This is a genomic window from Streptomyces sp. NPDC002935 (genome assembly GCF_040611295.1).
Classification (GTDB): Bacteria; Actinomycetota; Actinomycetes; order Streptomycetales; family Streptomycetaceae; genus Streptomyces.
The window spans coordinates 72,989-89,606 of the sequence record NZ_JBEXNW010000002.1; the positions used below are offsets into that span (position 1 = coordinate 72,989).

15 protein-coding genes are annotated in these 16,618 nt (G+C 70.8%); 10 read left to right on the forward strand and 5 right to left on the reverse strand.

The genetic code is table 11. The annotated features are described in order from the left end of the window. Positions 1 to 317: 317 nt before the first annotated feature. Both aceE and ABZX90_RS02565 read left to right on the forward strand, forming a co-directional pair. Entirely contained in the window at positions 318 to 3,065 is a 2,748-nt protein-coding gene (aceE, locus tag ABZX90_RS02560) for a pyruvate dehydrogenase (acetyl-transferring), homodimeric type (RefSeq protein ID WP_355200996.1), read from the forward strand. A gap of 76 nt (positions 3,066 to 3,141) precedes the next feature. Next, positions 3,142 to 3,921: an ion channel gene (locus ABZX90_RS02565; protein WP_351133079.1), complete on the forward strand. Its 780-nt coding sequence runs from the start codon at positions 3,142 to 3,144 to the stop codon at positions 3,919 to 3,921. 184 nt (positions 3,922 to 4,105) lie between these two features. On the opposite strand, the gene ABZX90_RS02570 is transcribed toward ABZX90_RS02565, so the two are convergent. Then, the gene (locus tag ABZX90_RS02570) at positions 4,106 to 5,728 is read right to left on the reverse strand and encodes an MFS transporter (protein ID WP_355200998.1); all 1,623 of its coding nucleotides are present in this window, start codon (positions 5,726 to 5,728) and stop codon (positions 4,106 to 4,108) included. Between the two features lie 120 nt (positions 5,729 to 5,848). Between ABZX90_RS02570 and ABZX90_RS02575 the strand changes: the two genes are divergently transcribed. From ABZX90_RS02575 to ABZX90_RS02585, 3 genes are all read left to right on the forward strand, one after another. Further along, on the forward strand, positions 5,849 to 6,523 hold the full coding sequence (locus ABZX90_RS02575) for a TetR family transcriptional regulator (RefSeq protein WP_351133075.1): 675 nt from the start codon (positions 5,849 to 5,851) through the stop codon (positions 6,521 to 6,523). A gap of 316 nt (positions 6,524 to 6,839) precedes the next feature. Then, positions 6,840 to 8,048 (forward strand): alpha/beta hydrolase, encoded by a 1,209-nt coding sequence (locus ABZX90_RS02580; RefSeq protein WP_355201000.1) that lies wholly within the window; start codon positions 6,840 to 6,842, stop codon positions 8,046 to 8,048. A gap of 66 nt (positions 8,049 to 8,114) precedes the next feature. Then, on the forward strand, positions 8,115 to 8,978 hold the full coding sequence (locus ABZX90_RS02585) for a DUF4429 domain-containing protein (RefSeq protein WP_351133142.1): 864 nt from the start codon (positions 8,115 to 8,117) through the stop codon (positions 8,976 to 8,978). 42 nt (positions 8,979 to 9,020) lie between these two features. Here the strand turns inward: ABZX90_RS02585 and ABZX90_RS02590 are convergent, their stop codons facing one another. Together ABZX90_RS02590 and ABZX90_RS02595 are read right to left on the reverse strand one after the other, a co-directional pair. Then, the gene (locus tag ABZX90_RS02590; protein WP_355201001.1) at positions 9,021 to 10,037 is read right to left on the reverse strand and encodes an aldo/keto reductase; all 1,017 of its coding nucleotides are present in this window, start codon (positions 10,035 to 10,037) and stop codon (positions 9,021 to 9,023) included. Beyond that, entirely contained in the window at positions 10,034 to 10,516 is a 483-nt protein-coding gene (locus ABZX90_RS02595) for a MerR family transcriptional regulator (RefSeq protein WP_355201002.1), read from the reverse strand. Before ABZX90_RS02595 ends, ABZX90_RS02590 begins: the two co-directional genes overlap by 4 nt. 97 nt (positions 10,517 to 10,613) lie before the next feature. Here ABZX90_RS02595 and ABZX90_RS02600 point away from each other — a divergent pair, with 97 nt between their 5' ends. Next, positions 10,614 to 11,084 carry a GNAT family N-acetyltransferase gene (locus ABZX90_RS02600; protein WP_351133067.1) on the forward strand — a complete coding sequence of 157 codons (471 nt, stop codon included), beginning with the start codon at positions 10,614 to 10,616 and terminating at the stop codon, positions 11,082 to 11,084. Positions 11,085 to 11,103: 19 nt separating this feature from the next. After that, a complete protein-coding gene (locus ABZX90_RS02605; protein WP_351133065.1) occupies positions 11,104 to 11,925 on the forward strand; it encodes a serine hydrolase domain-containing protein in 822 nt (273 codons plus the stop codon). A 26-nt stretch (positions 11,926 to 11,951) separates the two neighbouring features. On the opposite strand, the gene ABZX90_RS02610 is transcribed toward ABZX90_RS02605, so the two are convergent. Continuing rightward, entirely contained in the window at positions 11,952 to 12,773 is an 822-nt protein-coding gene (locus ABZX90_RS02610; protein ID WP_351133063.1) for an NAD(P)H-binding protein, read from the reverse strand. A gap of 97 nt (positions 12,774 to 12,870) precedes the next feature. Between ABZX90_RS02610 and ABZX90_RS02615 the strand changes: the two genes are divergently transcribed. After that, complete coding sequence (locus ABZX90_RS02615) at positions 12,871 to 13,464, forward strand: TetR/AcrR family transcriptional regulator (RefSeq protein ID WP_355201005.1); 594 nt, start codon at positions 12,871 to 12,873, stop codon at positions 13,462 to 13,464. Between the two features lie 185 nt (positions 13,465 to 13,649). Here ABZX90_RS02615 and ABZX90_RS02620 read toward each other — a convergent pair whose 3' ends face one another. After that, positions 13,650 to 14,306: a pirin family protein gene (locus tag ABZX90_RS02620; protein WP_351133140.1), complete on the reverse strand. Its 657-nt coding sequence runs from the start codon at positions 14,304 to 14,306 to the stop codon at positions 13,650 to 13,652. Between the two features lie 95 nt (positions 14,307 to 14,401). On the opposite strand from ABZX90_RS02620, the gene ABZX90_RS02625 reads away from it, so the two are divergent. Next, entirely contained in the window at positions 14,402 to 15,607 is a 1,206-nt protein-coding gene (locus ABZX90_RS02625; protein ID WP_351133059.1) for a helix-turn-helix domain-containing protein, read from the forward strand. Between the two features lie 89 nt (positions 15,608 to 15,696). Continuing rightward, positions 15,697 to 16,614, forward strand: coding sequence for an ACP S-malonyltransferase (locus ABZX90_RS02630; protein WP_351133057.1), 918 nt, complete (start codon positions 15,697 to 15,699; stop codon positions 16,612 to 16,614). Positions 16,615 to 16,618 lie beyond the last annotated feature (4 nt).

Below are 16,618 nucleotides of genomic sequence, written 5' to 3' on the forward strand. Positions count from 1 at the left end.
AAACGGTGACGATCCTGGCAGTGCCGACGCAACTCCCGGCGGGCCATCATGACGCCACGTGACGGGCACCACACCCTTCTGCCCCATTTATCCACTTCGGAACCCTTGGGGCGTGCGAAGGCCGAACGACTTTGCGGAACGCGTCACGCACTGAGCGTATCGTTACGTTTTGGTCGGGGCCGTCCCAACGGTCTGCACGAACGTCTCGGTTACCCCTTAGTAGAGATGACGTATGCGTTCCCGAGGTACACGATGGGGAACGGTGCAGATACAGGGAAAACCCACCGTAGACAGCCCTCTGACAGCGAAGGAACAGCGTGGCTTCCGGATCCGATCGCAACCCGATCATCATTGGCGGCCTTCCCAGCCAGGTCCCGGACTTCGACCCTGAGGAGACTCAGGAGTGGCTCGACTCCCTCGACGCAGCCGTCGACCAGCGCGGCCGTGAGCGGGCCCGCTATCTGATGCTGCGGCTGATCGAGCGGGCCCGTGAGAAGCGCGTGGCCGTGCCCGAGATGCGCAGCACGGACTACGTCAACACGATCGCCACCAAGGACGAGCCGTTCTTCCCGGGCAACGAGGAGATCGAGCGCAAGGTCCTCAACGCGACCCGCTGGAACGCGGCCGTGATGGTCTCCAGGGCGCAGCGCCCCGGCATCGGCGTCGGCGGCCACATCGCGACCTTCGCCTCCTCCGCCTCGCTCTACGACGTCGGCTTCAACCACTTCTTCCGCGGCAAGGACGAGGGCGACGGCGGCGACCAGATCTTCTTCCAGGGGCACGCCTCGCCGGGCATCTACGCCCGCGCGTTCCTTCTGGACCGGCTCTCCGAGCAGCAGCTCGACGCGTTCCGCCAGGAGAAGTCGAAGGCGCCCTACGGCCTTTCCTCGTACCCGCACCCGCGGCTGATGCCGGGCTTCTGGGAGTTCCCGACCGTGTCGATGGGCCTCGGCCCGCTCGGCGCGATCTTCCAGGCCCGGATGAACCGCTACATGGAGGCGCGCGGCATCGCCGACACCTCCAAGTCACACGTCTGGGCGTTCCTCGGCGACGGCGAGATGGACGAGCCCGAGTCGCTCGGCCAGCTGTCGATCGCCGCGCGCGAGGGCCTGGACAACCTGACCTTCGTCGTGAACTGCAACCTCCAGCGCCTCGACGGCCCGGTACGCGGCAACGGCAAGATCATCCAGGAGCTGGAGTCCCAGTTCCGGGGCGCCGGCTGGAACGTCATCAAGCTGGTCTGGGACCGCACCTGGGACCCGCTGCTCGCACAGGACCGCGACGGCGTGCTGGTCAACCGGCTGAACACCACGCCGGACGGCCAGTTCCAGACGTACGCCACGGAGACGGGCTCGTACATCCGCCAGCACTTCTTCGGCGACGACCACCGGCTGCGGGCGATGGTCGAGGGCATGACCGACGACCAGATCCTGCACCTGGGGCGCGGCGGTCACGACCACAAGAAGATCTACGCGGCGTTCTCGGCGGCCAAGGAGCACAAGGGCCAGCCGACGGTGATCCTGGCGCAGACGGTCAAGGGCTGGACGCTCGGCCCGAACTTCGAGGGCCGCAACGCCACGCACCAGATGAAGAAGCTGACGGTCGCCGACCTCAAGGGTTTCCGCGACCGGCTGCACCTGCCGATCTCCGACAAGGAGCTGGAGGACGGCGCGCCGCCGTACTACCACCCGGGCCGGGACTCGGAGGAGATCCAGTACATGCACGACCGCCGCAAGGGGCTCGGCGGGTACGTCCCGACGCGAATCGTGCGGTCGAAACCGCTGGTCCTGCCCGAGGACAAGACGTACGCGAGCGTGAAGAAGGGCTCGGGTCAGCAGTCCATCGCCACGACCATGGCGTTCGTTCGACTGCTCAAGGACCTCATGCGGGACAAGGAGATCGGCAAGCGGTTCGTGCTGATCGCGCCCGACGAGTACCGCACCTTCGGCATGGACTCGTTCTTCCCGAGTGCGAAGATCTACAACCCGCTCGGCCAGCAGTACGAGTCGGTGGACCGCGAACTGCTCCTCGCCTACAAGGAGTCGCCGACCGGCCAGATGCTGCACGACGGCATCTCGGAGGCGGGCTGTACGGCCTCGCTGATCGCGGCGGGTTCGGCGTACGCCACGCACGGCGAGCCGCTCATCCCGGTCTACGTCTTCTACTCGATGTTCGGTTTCCAGCGAACGGGTGACCAGTTCTGGCAGATGGCCGACCAGCTGGCGCGCGGTTTCGTGCTGGGCGCCACTGCCGGACGTACGACGCTGACCGGTGAGGGTCTGCAGCACGCGGACGGCCACTCGCAGCTGCTCGCCTCGACGAACCCGGGCTGTGTCGCCTACGACCCGGCGTTCGGCTTCGAGATCGCGCACATCGTCCAGGACGGTCTGCGCCGCATGTACGGCTCGTCCGAGGAGCACCCGCACGGCGAGGACGTCTTCTACTACCTCACCGTCTACAACGAGCCGCTCCAGCACCCGGCCGAGCCGGAGAACGTGGACGCCGAGGGCATCCTGAAGGGCCTCTACCGCTTCAGCGAGGGCACCTCGGGCACCATCCCCGCACAGATCATGGCCTCGGGTGTCGCCGTTCCGTGGGCCCTGGAGGCGCAGCGGATCCTCTCCGAGGAGTGGAACGTCAGGGCCGACGTCTGGTCGGCGACGTCCTGGAACGAGCTGCGGCGCGAGGCCGTCGACGTGGAGCGGCACAATCTGCTGCACCCCGAGGAGGAGCAGCGCGTCCCGTATGTGACGCGGAAGCTGTCCGCCGTCCAGGGTCCGTTCGTGGCCGTCTCCGACTGGATGCGATCGGTTCCCGACCAGATCGCGCGGTGGGTGCCCGGCACCTACCAGTCCCTCGGCGCGGACGGCTTCGGCTTCGCGGACACGCGCGGCGCGGCCCGGCGCTTCTTCCACATCGACGCGCAGTCGATCGTGGTCGCCGTGCTGACCGAGCTGGCCCGTGAGGGCAAGGTGGACCGGTCGGTGCTGAAGCAGGCGGTCGACCGCTATCAGCTGCTCGACGTGACGGCGGCCGACCCGGGCGCGGCGGGCGGCGACGCGTAGCCGTTCGTACGACGGAGTGGGGGCGGTGGGCCGTGGACCCGCCGCCCCTCCCTCTTTTTCTTTCTACGATGCGGGCATGAAGCAAGAATCGGCACAGGCCCGTTGGGAAGTGCGCACCCAGCGGCCCCTGCTCGTCCTCGCGGTGGCGTTCGCCCTCGGGTACGCCGTGCCGATCGTGGACAGCGACGCCGGCCGTTCGGTGACGTTCACGTGCACGGTGGTGGAGTGGGTGGTGTGGGGGGCCTTCGCCGCCGACTATCTCGTCCGGCTCGTCCTCGCCCGACGTCGGCGGGACTTCGTCCGCACCCACTGGCTGGACCTGTGCGCGGTGATCCTGCCGATCCTTCAGCCGCTGCGGCTGCTGCGGCTCGTCTCCACGCTGATGCTGGTGGGGCGGCGCGCGCGGATGGCCTCGCAGATCCGGCTGACGACGTACGTCGGGGGCGCGGTCATCGGCCTGCTGATGTTCGGCTCGCTCGCCGTGCTGTCCGTGGAGCGGGACTCGCCGAACGGGAACATCAAGACGCTGGGTGACGCGGTGTGGTGGTCGTTCACGACGATGACGACCGTGGGGTACGGCGATCACGCCCCGACCACGGGGATGGGCCGCGTCCTCGCGGTCGGCCTGATGCTCTCCGGGATCGCCCTCCTCGGTGTCGTCACCGCGAACATCGCCGCCTGGTTCATCTCGCGGTTCGAGAAGGACGACGTGGAGGAACGGCGGCAGACCGCGGCGATCGAGTCGCTCGCGGCGGAGGTGCGGGCGCTGCGGGCGGAGGTCGCAGCCCTGACGGGCGGCCCGGGAATGCTGCCGCATCCCCTGTCGGCGGGGTCGGAGGAACACTCCCCCACGTAGATCCGGGGGACGCGTGGACCTGGGGACGGTGGAACTCCCCCGTACGGACCGGTGGCCCGCGCGCCGCTCGGGGCGGCACGCGGGCCCACTGTCGATATCCGCTGCGTCGATATCCGCTGCCCGGCCGGTGTCAGAGCAGGCCGCTGCCCGCGCCGCCAGGCCTGCCGGTGCGCGGGTCCGTCCGTCAGATGTGTCCGGCGCCCGCTCCCGCGGCGTCGGCGTTCTCGCCCCGCTTGGTGAGCAGCGCGACGAAGACGGCCACGACGGCGACACCGGCGGCGACGAGGCAGGCGAGGCTCATGCCGGAGATGAAGGTCTCGTGGGCGACGTCGGTGATCCGCGCGGCGATCGCGGCCGGAGTGCCCGGGGTGACCGGCGCGACGCCGCCCCGGACGGCCTCGGACGCCTGGTCCAGCTGGGCCGGGGTGAGCGGCGGCAGCTTGGCGTCGGCCCAGTTGCCCGCGAGGTCGTTGTCGACCTTGGAGGCCATGACGGCGCCCAGCACGGCCGTACCGAGGCTGCCGCCGATCTGCATGGCGGCCTGCTGGAGACCGCCGGCGACACCGGAGAGCTCCATCGGCGCGTTGCCCACGATGACCTCGGTGGCTCCGACCATGACCGGCGCGAGTCCGAGGCCGAGGCCCGCGAACCAGATCGACATGACCAGGCTGCTCGTGTCCGTGTCCAGCGTCGACATGCCGTACATGGAGATCGCGGTGAGCGCCATGCCGCCCGCCAGCGGGATGCGCGGACCCGCCTTGGTGATCAGGACGCCGGCCAGCGGCGAGCCCACGATCATCATTCCGGTGAGCGGCAGCAGGTGCAGACCGGCGTCGACCGGGCTCATCCCGTGGACCCGCTGCAGGTAGAAGGTGACGAAGAACAGCCCGCCGAGGAAGGCGATGGCCATCAGGACCATCAGGACCACACCGGCCGACAGCGGCACGGAGCGGAACAGCGCGAGCGGGATCAGGGGCTCCTTGACGCGCTTCTCCCAGAGGGCGAAGACCACGAAACCGAGGATCGAGGCGCCCAGGAAGGACCAGGTCGTGGCGGAGCCCCAGCCCCAGGCCGGGGCCTTGATGAGCGCCCAGACCAGGCAGAACATGGCGCCGGAGAGCAGCGCGATGCCGAGGAGGTCGAAGGAACGCGGGGCGTTCGCGGAACGGTGGTCGGTGAGGATCAGCACGCCGAGGACCAGCGCGATGACGCCGACGGGCACGTTGATGAAGAACACCGACTGCCAGCTGACGTGCTGGACGAGCAGACCGCCGAGGATCGGGCCGCCCGCGGTGGAGGCGCCGATGACCATGCCCCAGATGCCGATCGCCATGTTCAGCTTCTCGGCCGGGAAGGTGGCGCGGAGCAGGCCGAGCGCGGCCGGCATCAGCAGCGCGCCGAACAGGCCCTGGAAGACGCGGAAGGTGACGACGAAGGCGATGCTGTGGGAGAGCCCGATGGCGCCCGAGGCGGCGGCGAAGCCGACCACACCGATGAGGAAGGTCTGCCGGTGGCCGAACCGGTCGCCGAGCTTGCCCGCGGTGATCAGGGTGACCGCGAGGGCGAGGAAGTAGCCGTTGGTGATCCACTGGACGTCGGCGAAACTGGCGCCGAGGTCCTTCTGGATGGCGGGGTTGGCGATGGCCACGATGGTGCCGTCCAGGGCCACCATCATGACCCCGACGGCCACGGTGATGAGGGTGAACCACGGGTGGCCGCGCAGGCCCGTGGACGGGGCCCGGTCCAACGGGGAGACCGGAATCTTGTCCCCCGGGCCCGTCTTGTCGATGGTGGTCTGACTAGTCATTTTTCGAGGCTAGTGACAGCCACTGACAATTGACAAACCAATTCACAAGTCGGTAACTGTCACGTTACTCACAGATAGGCTGAACTGCGCGAACAGTTCGGAGAAGAGGGTCGCGACACCATGACGGACACGGTCGGCACGGCGGCGGAGACGGTGGCGCCCCGCCCCGGACTGCGCGAGCGCAAGAAACAGCGCACCCGCGACGCACTGCTGCGGGCCGCCCTCGAACTGTTCACCACCCAGGGGTACGAGCACACCACCGTCGACGAGATCGCCGAGGCCGTCGACGTCTCCCAGCGCACCTTCTTCCGCTACTTCGCGGGCAAGGAGGACGCGGCCCTCTTCCTGCAGCGGCTCGCGGAGTCGCACTTCATCGCCGCAGTGCGCGAACGGCCGCCCCACGAGGCCCCGTTGGAGGCGCTGCGCCGGGCGGTCCTGGAGAGCTGGGACACCATCGGCGAGGCGATCGAGGCCGTCGTGCCGATCGAACTGCACATGCGCACCTACCAGTTGATCGAGTCGACACCCGCGCTGCTCGCCGTCCATCTGCGCCGCTCGGAGGAGATCGAGGAGGAGATCGCGCGACTGATCGCCGAGCGTGAGGGCCTCGACGTCGACGCGGACCCGCGCCCGCGCATCGCGGTCGCCGTGTTCGGCGGGGTGATGCGGGTGACGGGCCGCCTGTGGGGCGCGGGCGAGGACACCAGCGTCGAGGCGATCCGCGAGCTGACCGCCACCTATCTCGACCAGGTGGGGCCCGCGTTGGCGGAGAAGTGGGGCCCCGGGCCGCGGTGACGGCCGGTGACGCTCCGTCGCCGTCACCCTTCGACACCATCGCGCGACACCCCGCGGCGTCCGCGTGCGGAACCCGGCACGTACTCGCGCACGTTGCACGGATGACGTGCGCACGGGATCTCCGCGGAATCCCCGCAACCGCACAACACCCCCACGCGGAGCGTCACATATCGCACACGCGTCGCAGGTGTCCGCGTACAGAGCGTCACTATTTATCTCAAACTGAACCCGGTTTGCCCCAATCACCCCATCGGAAACGTGATACCAGTCACTCGTTTAACGGGAGGCACCTCACTTCTCCTAGGGTGTCCTCTCAGTGACTTCCTTCGACACACCCCCCCAACTCAACGTCTGGCGCGCACTGCTCGCGCTGGCCGTGGTGTTCGTGATGCTGGCCACCAGTGGCTGGACCGCACTCCACAGTCATCGGGCGGCTTCGCCCCTCCAGTCGTCCCGCTCCGCGTGGGAGCACGGCAGCATCGCCGGACACCGGCTTCCGGACCCGGATGCCGCTCCGGGCCGGCTGTCCCACTTCTTCAGCACGCTCGACTCCCAGCAGCGTTCCCGTCTCGCCCACCGCTACCCGCTCGCGGTCGGCAACATGAACGGGGCGCCGGTGACCCTGCGCTACGAGGCGAACCGCCTCGCGCTGAAGCACGAGCGCAAGGTCGAGCACAAGCGCATGCGCGACACCCGGCTGTCGTCGCTCGGCCAGCACGACGCGGGCCGCCGGATGCACCGCTACGAGGCTCTGCTCCACAAGGGCCGCAAGATCCTCGCCTTCGACCCCAACGGCTCGGGGCGGGTCGCCGAGGTCTTCGGCGACCTCGACAAGGCGCGCCGTGTCTCGGTCGTGGTGCCCGGCGTCGACACCGACCTGCTCACCTTCCAGCGCACGTACAAGCGGTACTCGGCGCCCGTCGGCATGGCGAAGTCGCTGTACGCGGCGGAGCGCGCGGCCGATCCGGCCACGCGTACGGCCGTGATCGCGTGGGCCGACTACACGGCGCCCAACGGGCTGGGCATCGACGCGGCCACCGCCATGCGCGCCGAGGACGGCGCGGTGCGGCTGAACGCGCTGGTGCGGGCGCTGCCGGGAACCACGGACGTGGCGCTGTACTGCCACAGCTACGGCTCGGTCCTGTGCGGGGTGGCCGCCCACGCGCTGCCCTCCCGGGTCTCCGACATAGCGGTGGCGGGCAGCCCCGGCATGCGGTCGGCGAACGCAGCGAACCTGCACACCACCGCCCGGGTCTGGGCGATGCGCGACGCGGACGACTGGATCCAGGACGTGCCCTACATGGAGGTCGGCGGCCTCGGACACGGCGCGGACCCGGTGTCGAAGGGGTTCGGGGCGCGCGTGCTGTCCGCCGCCGGGGCGAAGGGGCACACCGGCTACTTCGAGCCGGGCACGGAGAGTCTCCGCAACTTCGCGGAGATCGGCATTGGCGCGTACCGCGCGGTCCAGTGCGCGCACGATGATGACGTGTGCCGGACGGGTTTGTCCGCCGGCGCGTCGGCCTGACGCGCGTAGAGGACGAAAAACTGCGGTCTGCCCAGAGAGGCGACGGAGGCTTGCGTGCCGCATACGATGGCCCGCATGGGTGACGTACTGGCCGGATTTCATGCCGCCTGGGAGTTCGAGTCCGACTCCGTGCTCATCCGCTTCGAACGGGGGATCCGTACACCGAAGCTGTTCCAGGCGCTCGGCGAACGCCGTATCCCCCTGGAGGCGATCGCGGCGGTGACGCTGACGCCCGGGAAGCGAGGCACGGTCGTTCTGCGTGCGGTGCCGAGGCCCGGCGCCGATCCGCTGATGGAGGCGGCCGCGGGACAGCTCAAGGAGGGGTGCGACCCGTACCGCCTGGTGCTGCCCGCCGAGCGCGAGACGCTCGCCGAGTACTACGCGGACGAGCTGCGCGGACAGCTCACCGCGGACGACGAGCCCGCCGAGCGCTATCTCGTACGGCCGCCCGAGGGACCCCTGCACTTCAAGGCGTACGACGGGAAGGCCTCCTTCGACGGGAAGGCGGTGTCCTTCCGGTGGTTCTGGACGGGTGCCTCCTCGGCGAAGTGGAAGGCCGGCGACCAGACCTTCCCGGTCTCCGGGCTCTGCGGGGTCGAATGGCGCTCCCCTGAGGTGTTCGAGGGCCATCTGCGACTGCTGCGGCGGGACCCCGCGCCGGCGCAGCCCGCCCAGGCGGACCAGGATCCGGCGGCGGTCGTCTTCGGGCTCGGGTACGGGCCCGTCCACGAGTCGCTGCCGTTCGCGGCGGCCGTGCTCGCCGCCACGCGCTCCGCGAGTCCCGCGCCGGTGACCGCGTCCTCGGCTCCGCGCCGGGACCCGGCCGACATCGCCGACCGGATCCGGCATCTCGGGGAACTGCACGAGGCGGGGCTCCTCACGGACGAGGAGTTCTCCACCAAGAAGGCGGAGCTGCTGGCGCAGCTCTAGGGCCTGTCCGGCGGCCGGAGAACACGCCCCGGTCGCCGCCGCTCACTCGCGGCCCGCCGACGAGAACGACATGTCCGGGTAGCGGTCGCCCGCCACCTTGGCCGCGATGGGTTCCAGGAGAGCCAGCTCGTCCTCGGTCAGGGTGATGCCCGTGGCCGCCGTGTTCTCCTCCACCCGCTCGCGCCGGGTGGTGCCCGGGATCGGTACGACGTTCAGGCCGTGGACCCGCGCCCGCTGCTGGACCCAGGCCAGCGCGATCTGGCCGAGCGAGGCGCCCCGGGCGTCGGCGACGGTAAGGATCGGGTCGAGGAGCGACACGTTCGCCGCCGCGTTCTCGCCGGTGAAGCGGGGCTGGGTGCGGCGGAAGTCGTCCTGCGAGAGGTCCTGGTCGGCGTTGCCGAAGGAGCCGGTGAGGAAGCCGCGGCCCAGCGGTGAGTACGGGACGAGCGCCACGCCCAGCTCGCGGGCGGCGGGCACCACGTTCGTCTCGATGTCGCGGCTGAACAGCGACCACTCCGACTGGACGGCCGCGATGGGATGCACGGCGTGGGCGGCGCGCAGCTCCCCCGCGGTGACCTCGCTCAGGCCCAGATGCTTGACCTTGCCCTCGCGGACCAGGTCGGCCATGGCGCCGACGCTCTCCTCGATCGGCACGTTCACATCACGTCGGTGCATGTAATAGAGGTCGATCACGTCGACGCCGAGGCGCTGGAAGCTGCCCTCGACGGCCCGGCGGATGTACGGCGGGTCGTTGCGGATGATCCGCCTGCGGGGGTTGTCCGGCGGGATCGTGAGCCCGTACTTGGTCGCGATGACGATCTCGTCCCGGTGCGCCTTGAGGAACGGCGCCAGGAACCTCTCGTTCTCGCCGCCGCCGTAAACCTCGGCGGTGTCGTAGAGGGTGACGCCGAGTTCCAGCGCCCGGCCCAGGGCGGCCCGTGACGCGTCGGCGTCCGGCGGCCCGTACGCCCAGCTCATGCCCATGCAGCCGAGACCCTGCACACCGACCTCGGGCCCCTCGCTGCCGAGCCGTACCGCCTTGATCCTGCTGTCGGTCATCGAGACCTCTCCGACGCGAGGGCGTGCCCCGCGTCCCCATAGAAGCTGATCTTCCGGTCGAGCACCGCGAGGGTGTCCTGGAGCTCCGCGATCCGGGCCTTGACGTCCCGGCGGGTCGCCTCCAGGAGTTCGTAGCGCTCCCCGTAGGTGTGGTCGCCCGCGCGCACCATCTCCGCGTAGCGGACCATGTCGGCGACCGGCATCCCGGTGAGCCGGAGCTTGCCCACGAGGCCCAGCCAGTCCAGGTCGCGGTTGCTGTAGCGGCGCTGGCCGGTGTGCGAGCGGTCGATGTGCGGCATCAGCCCGATGCGCTCGTACCAGCGCAGGGTGTGTGCGCTGAGGCCGGTGAAGGCGACGACCTCGCTGATCGTGTAGTTGTCGTGGCCGTCCGGGCGCCGCTCCCTCTCGGGAAGGCCGGCGCAGGCGTCGGTCCCGGTGCCGGTCCCGGTGGCCTCGGCTGTGGTCTCCATCACCGTCATGGCCCCCACGCTAAAACCTTGGAGTGCACTCCAGGCAAGCGGAATCCGTCGGAAAAGCGGGGGACGCGGCCGGGACGCGGTGGCTACCGTGCGGATCATGAGTCTCGTACGCCGCGCCACGCCCGAGGACGCCCGGGAAGTGCTGCGCCTGCGCCAGGTGATGCTCGATGCGGTGTTCGACGTCGGCACGTCCACCGAGTGGCACGCCGCGTCGCTGCCCACCGTACGCGGGAAGCTCGCCGATCCCGAGGGGTCCTTCGCGGCCTTCGTGGTCGACCATCCGGACCGCCCGGAGGCCCTCGCGGCCCTCGTCGCCGGGACGATCGATTACCGGATCGGGCGAGCGGACAATCCGCGCGGCGCGGTCGGGTACGTCTTCAGCGTCGCCACCGATCCGGACGCCCGGCGCCGCGGTTACGCCCGCGCCTGTATGGAGACACTGCTCGACTGGTTCCGCGAGCGGGGTGTCGCGCACATCGACCTCAACGCGTCCGCCGAGGCCGAGCCGCTCTACGCGGCCCTCGGATTCGTCCGCAAGCCGGACCCCTCGATGCGGCTGAGCCTGTGAGCCGCTTAGGCTCGTGGACATGTCCTTGCAGAGCCTGGCGCTGATCTCGAACTGGCCCGTTCCCACCGCCGCCGCCGCGGTCGTCCGCGCGGACGGCACGGTGGCCGGCTCGTACGGGCCGGGGCAGCACCGTTTCCCGCTCGCATCCGTCACCAAGCCGCTCGCCGCGTACGCCGCGCTCGTCGCGTACGAGGAGGGGGCGATCGAGCTCGACGAACCGGCCGGGCCCGCCGGTTCGACGGTCCGTCATCTGCTCGCGCACACCTCCGGTCTGGCCTTCGACGAGCACCGGGTGACCTTCGCGCCCGGGGAGCGGCGGCTGTACTCCAACGCCGGGTTCGAGGTGCTCGGGGACCACATCGCCAAGGCGGCGGACATGCCCTTCGCGGAATATCTGCGCCAGGCGGTCCTCGAACCGCTCGGTATGACCTCGACGACGCTGGACGGCTCGCCCGCGAGGGCCGGCGTCTCGACGGTGGACGATCTCGTCCGGTTCGCCGCCGAGCTCCAGGCGCCCCGGCTGCTGGACGCGCGTACCGTCGCGGAGGCGATGACCGTCCAGTACCCCGGGACCAAGGGCGTCCTGCCGGGGTACGGCCACCAGAACCCCAACGACTGGGGGCTCGGCTTCGAGATCCGCGACTCCAAGTCACCTCACTGGACGGGGAGTTCGTCCTCGCCGCGGACCTTCGGCCACTTCGGGCAGTCCGGTACGTTCCTGTGGGTCGACCCGGTCGCGGGCGCCGCCTGCGTCGCGCTGACCGACCGGGCCTTCGGTCCCTGGGCGGTCGAGGCGTGGACCCCGTTCACGGACGCGGTCCTCGCCGACCTCACCTCCTGACGCGGGGCGGCGGCAGCCCCGCACGGTCAGCGGAACGCCGCCGCGTTGCGCCGCGCCCAAGCCGCGAAGGTGCTCGCGGGACGGCCGAGGACGCGTTCCAGGTCGGGGCTGACGCGCCGCTCCTCCTCGGTCGGTTCGCCCAGGATCGCGAGGGTGCCCTCGACGACGGGCAGTGGCATGAAGCCCGCCATCAGGGCGTGCGCCTCCTCGCGGGTCTGTTCGGTGAAGCGCACCGGCTCGCCCAGTGCGGCACCGATCGCGGCGGCCCGTTCGCGCGGGGTGGTCGGCGCGGGGCCGGTCAGGGTGTAGACGGCCCCGGCGTGCGCGTCCCCGCGCAGGGCGGTCGCCGCCACGGCCGCGACGTCGTCCGGGTCGACGAAGGGCAGGCCGACGTCGCCGAACGGCGCGGCGGCCTCCCGCCGGGCGCGGATCGGCTCGGCCCACGCGAAGGCGTTGGTGGCCATCCCGCCCGACCTCAGAACCGTCCACTCCAGCCCGGACTCCCGGACAGCCGTCTCGAAGCGGACCGGGTGCCCGTAGGCCTCGGGGCGGGTTCCCGCGCCCTGTGAGGAAAGGAGCACCACCCGCCGGATTCCGGCGGTCTTCGCCGCGTCCAGGACACCGTGCGGGTCCTCTCCCGCCACCAGCAGGAACAGCGCCTCGGCGCCCTCGAACGCGGGCCCGAGCCCGGCCGGTTCGGCCAGGTCGGCGGCTACCGCCCGGACACCTTCGGGCACATCGGCCCCGGTGATCCGCCGGGCCACCGCCGTCACCGGCAGTCCGGCCCCGGTGAGCGTCCGCACCAGCGCGCGTCCTACGTTCCCGGTCGCACCCGTCACCACGTACATGTCGATCTCCTCGACCCGTAAGTTAGTTAGTCGACTGACTAACTCCGATGAGCCGGACGCTAGCAAGGCCGGACGCCGGCTGTCTATAGTCAGTCGGGTGACTGACTCAGAGATGTCCCGGAGGCCGCGGGCCAAGGCGGCCGGCAAGCGGCGGCAGCTGACGGCGGCCGCGGCCCGGGTGCTGCACGAACAGGGCGTCGAGCGCACGACGATCGCCGACATCGCCCGAGCCGCCGAGGTACCGGCGGGCAACGTGTACTACTACTTCAAGACCAAGGACGAGCTGGTCGAGGCCGCCCTCGCCGAGCACGCCGGTCATCTCAGGGAACTCACCGACGCGCTCGACCGGCTCCCCGAACCGCGGACCCGCCTCAAGGGGCTCATCGAGGCCTGGGTCTCCGGGCGGGACACCGCGGCACGCTACGGCTGCCCCACCGGCACCCTCGCCGCGGAGCTCGACAAGCGAGAGGAGGGCGGCCTCGACCTGATGGCGGGGCAGGTCCTCCGCCAATTGCTGGACTGGGTCGAACAGCAGTACCGGGAGATCGGCGCCGCCGACCCCGGGGGCGGCGCGCTGACACTCGTCGGCGCCTACCAGGGCATGTCCCTGCTCTCCAACGCCCTGCGCGACCCGGAGATCATGACCCGCGAGGGAGACCGGCTGATCCGCGAGCTGGACGCGCCGGCCTAGGGCTGGACGCGCCGGCCTGGGGCTGGGATGGCCGGTGCTGGGATGTACGCGCCAGCGTCTGGAGCGGCGCGTCGGCGTCGGAGGCGGCGCATCGGCGTCGGAGGCGGCGCATCGGCGTCGGAGGCGGCGCATCGGCGTCGGAGGCGGCGCATCGGCGTCGGAGGCGATCCGGGCGGCACCCGCCGTCAGCCGACCGCCATCTCCCATACCAGCAGCTCGGCGGGGACGCCCGCGACCAGCTCCAGGTCCTTCGCGTCCGTGATGCGGGCCGCGTCGCCCTCCCCCAGCTCCTCGCCGTCCAGGCGGACTTCGCCGCGCACGACGTGGACATAGACGAAGGGCGCGTCGGGGACGGCCGTGCGCTCGCCCGCCGTCAGCCGGCGCACATGGAGCATGGCGCCCGCCTCGGGAACGGCGTACGGGGTGGAGTCGGCGATGCCGTGGACGGTCTCGTACGCGGGGTCGCCGCCCGGTTCCAGCGGGGCCAGCCACATCTGGACGAAGACCAGCGGCAGCTCGCCGTCGTTGCGCTCGGCGTGGCGGACGCCGCCCGCGGAACTCAGCCGCTGGACGTCGCCGCGGCGCAGCACCGACTCGTGTCCGGCCGAGTCGCGATGGGTCAGCTCTCCCTCCGCCACCCAGGTGACGATCTCGGTGTGACTGTGCGGGTGCTCGTCGAAGCCGGCGCCGGGGGCGAGCCGCTCCTCGTTGCAGGCGATCACCGCGCCGAAGCGGAGGTTGTCGGGGTCGTAGTGCGGGCCGAAGGAAAAGGCGTGGAGCGAGGAGATCCCGGCCGCCGGATCCCCTCCGCGGTAGCGCTCGTCGGCGCGGCGGACGTCCATCACATCCACCACGGTAGCCCCGGCCCGGCGACCGCCCCGCTCTTACTTGCGCCCCGCCGCCGCACAGCTCCGTCCTGATAAGGCAGTCTTGTCCCGTGCCCGAACCCGAAGCCAGCAACACCGAGCGCTCTGCGCACGACGTCCAGACGCACACCGCGACCCTCAAGCGGCTGGAGAAGTCGGCCGGCAGTCTCGCCGCCCAGGCCATCACGCGGATGGACGAGACGCTGCCGTGGTACCGGGCCATGCCGCCGGAGAACCGGTCCTGGATCGGACTGGTCGCCCAGGCCGGTATCGCCGCCTTCACCGAGTGGTTCCGGCACCCGGACGCGCCGCAGGCCATCTCCACCGATGTCTTCGGCACCGCGCCACGCGAGCTGACCAGGGCCATCACCCTGCGCCAGACGGTGGAGATGGTGCGGACGACGATCGAGGTCATGGAGAGCGCGATCGACGAGGTCGCCGCCCCGGGCGACGAGGGCGTGCTGCGCGAGGCGCTGCTCGTGTACGCCCGCGAGATCGCCTTCGCCACCGCCCAGGTCTACGCGCAGGCGGCGGAGGCACGCGGTGCCTGGGACGCCCGGCTCGAATCCCTCGTCGTGAACGCGGTGCTCTCCGGCGAGGCCGACGAGGGCGCCGTCTCCCGGGCCGCCGCGCTCGGCTGGAACTCGCCCGAACACGTCTGCGTGGTGCTGGGCACGGCACCCGACGGTGACAGTGAGCTGACGGTCGAGGCGATCCGGCGGGCCGCCCGGCACGCCAAGCTGCAGGTGCTGACCGGGGTGCTCGGGGACCGGCTGGTCGTCATCGCGGGCGGCAGCGACAACCCGCTCGCCGTCGCCAAGTCACTGATCGGTCCGTACGCCGCCGGCTCCGTCGTCGCCGGGCCGATCGTGCCCGATCTGCTCGCCGCGACCCGGTCCGCGCAGGCCGCGGCGGCGGGGCTGAAGGCGTGTTTTGCCTGGCAGGACGCCCCGCGTCCGGTTCTGGCGGACGATCTGCTGCCGGAGCGCGCGATCGCCGGAGACCCGTCCGCCCGCGAGCAGCTGGTGGAGGAGATCTACAGACCGCTGGAGGAAGCGGGCTCCGCGCTCCTGGAGACGCTCAGCGTCTATCTGGAGCAGGCGAGCAGCCTCGAAGGCGCCGCCCGGATGCTCTTCGTCCATCCCAACACCGTGCGCTACCGGCTCCGACGTGTGACTGACGTCACCGGCTGGTCACCCTCGGATGTACGATCCGCGTTCACCCTGCGAATCGCGCTGATCCTGGGGCGTCTGGCCGATGGAGATCCCCAGACCTAGGCTTTTGTCGGGGACCTACAATTCCCCCTCGTGTTCTTCGTCCCTGTCCCCACGGGCGGCGGTGGCCGTCCACAAGAGAGAGTGTGAGAGTGCTCGTACTCGTCGCTCCCGGCCAGGGCGCTCAGACGCCCGGCTTCCTGACTCCTTGGCTCGACCTCCCCGGTGCCGCCGAACGCCTCGCAGCGTGGTCGGACGTCATCGGGCTCGACCTTGCCCACTACGGCACGCAGGCAGACGCGGACGCGATCCGGGACACGGCTGTCGCACAGCCGCTCCTGGTCGCCGCCGGCCTCCTGTCCGCCGCGGCACTCGGTGACGTGAACCCGGGTGCCGTCGCCGGCCACAGCGTCGGCGAGATCACCGCCGCCGCGTTCGCGGGAGTGCTCGACGACACCGCCGCGCTGACCCTCGTACGCAAGCGCGGCCTGGCGATGGCCGAGGCCGCCGCCATCACGCAGACCGGTATGTCGGCGCTCCTCGGCGGGGACCCCGACACGACGGTCGCGCATCTGGAGAAGCTCGGGCTGACCCCGGCGAACGTGAACGGCGCGGGCCAGATCGTGGCCGCCGGCACGCTGGAGCAGCTGGCCGCCCTGGAGGCGGACAAGCCCGAGGGCGTCCGGCGTGTCGTGGCCCTGAAGGTGGCGGGCGCGTTCCACACCCACCACATGGCCCCCGCGGTCGAGGCGCTGGCGAAGGCCGCCGAGGACCTGAGCCCCGCGGACCCGCGGATCACGTACGTCTCTAACCGGGACGGCCAGGCCGTCACCTCCGGTGCCGAGGTCGTCTCGCGCCTGGTCGGCCAGGTCGCCAACCCGGTCCGCTGGGACCTGTGCATGGAGACCTTCAAGGAACTCGGCGCGACCGCGCTGATCGAGGTGTGCCCCGGCGGCACGCTGACCGGTCTGGCCAAGCGCGCGCTGCCCGGCGTCACGACGCTGGCGCTGAAGACACCCGACGACCTCGACGCGGCTCGCGAGCTCATCGCCGAGCACAGCGCGGCCTAAGGAG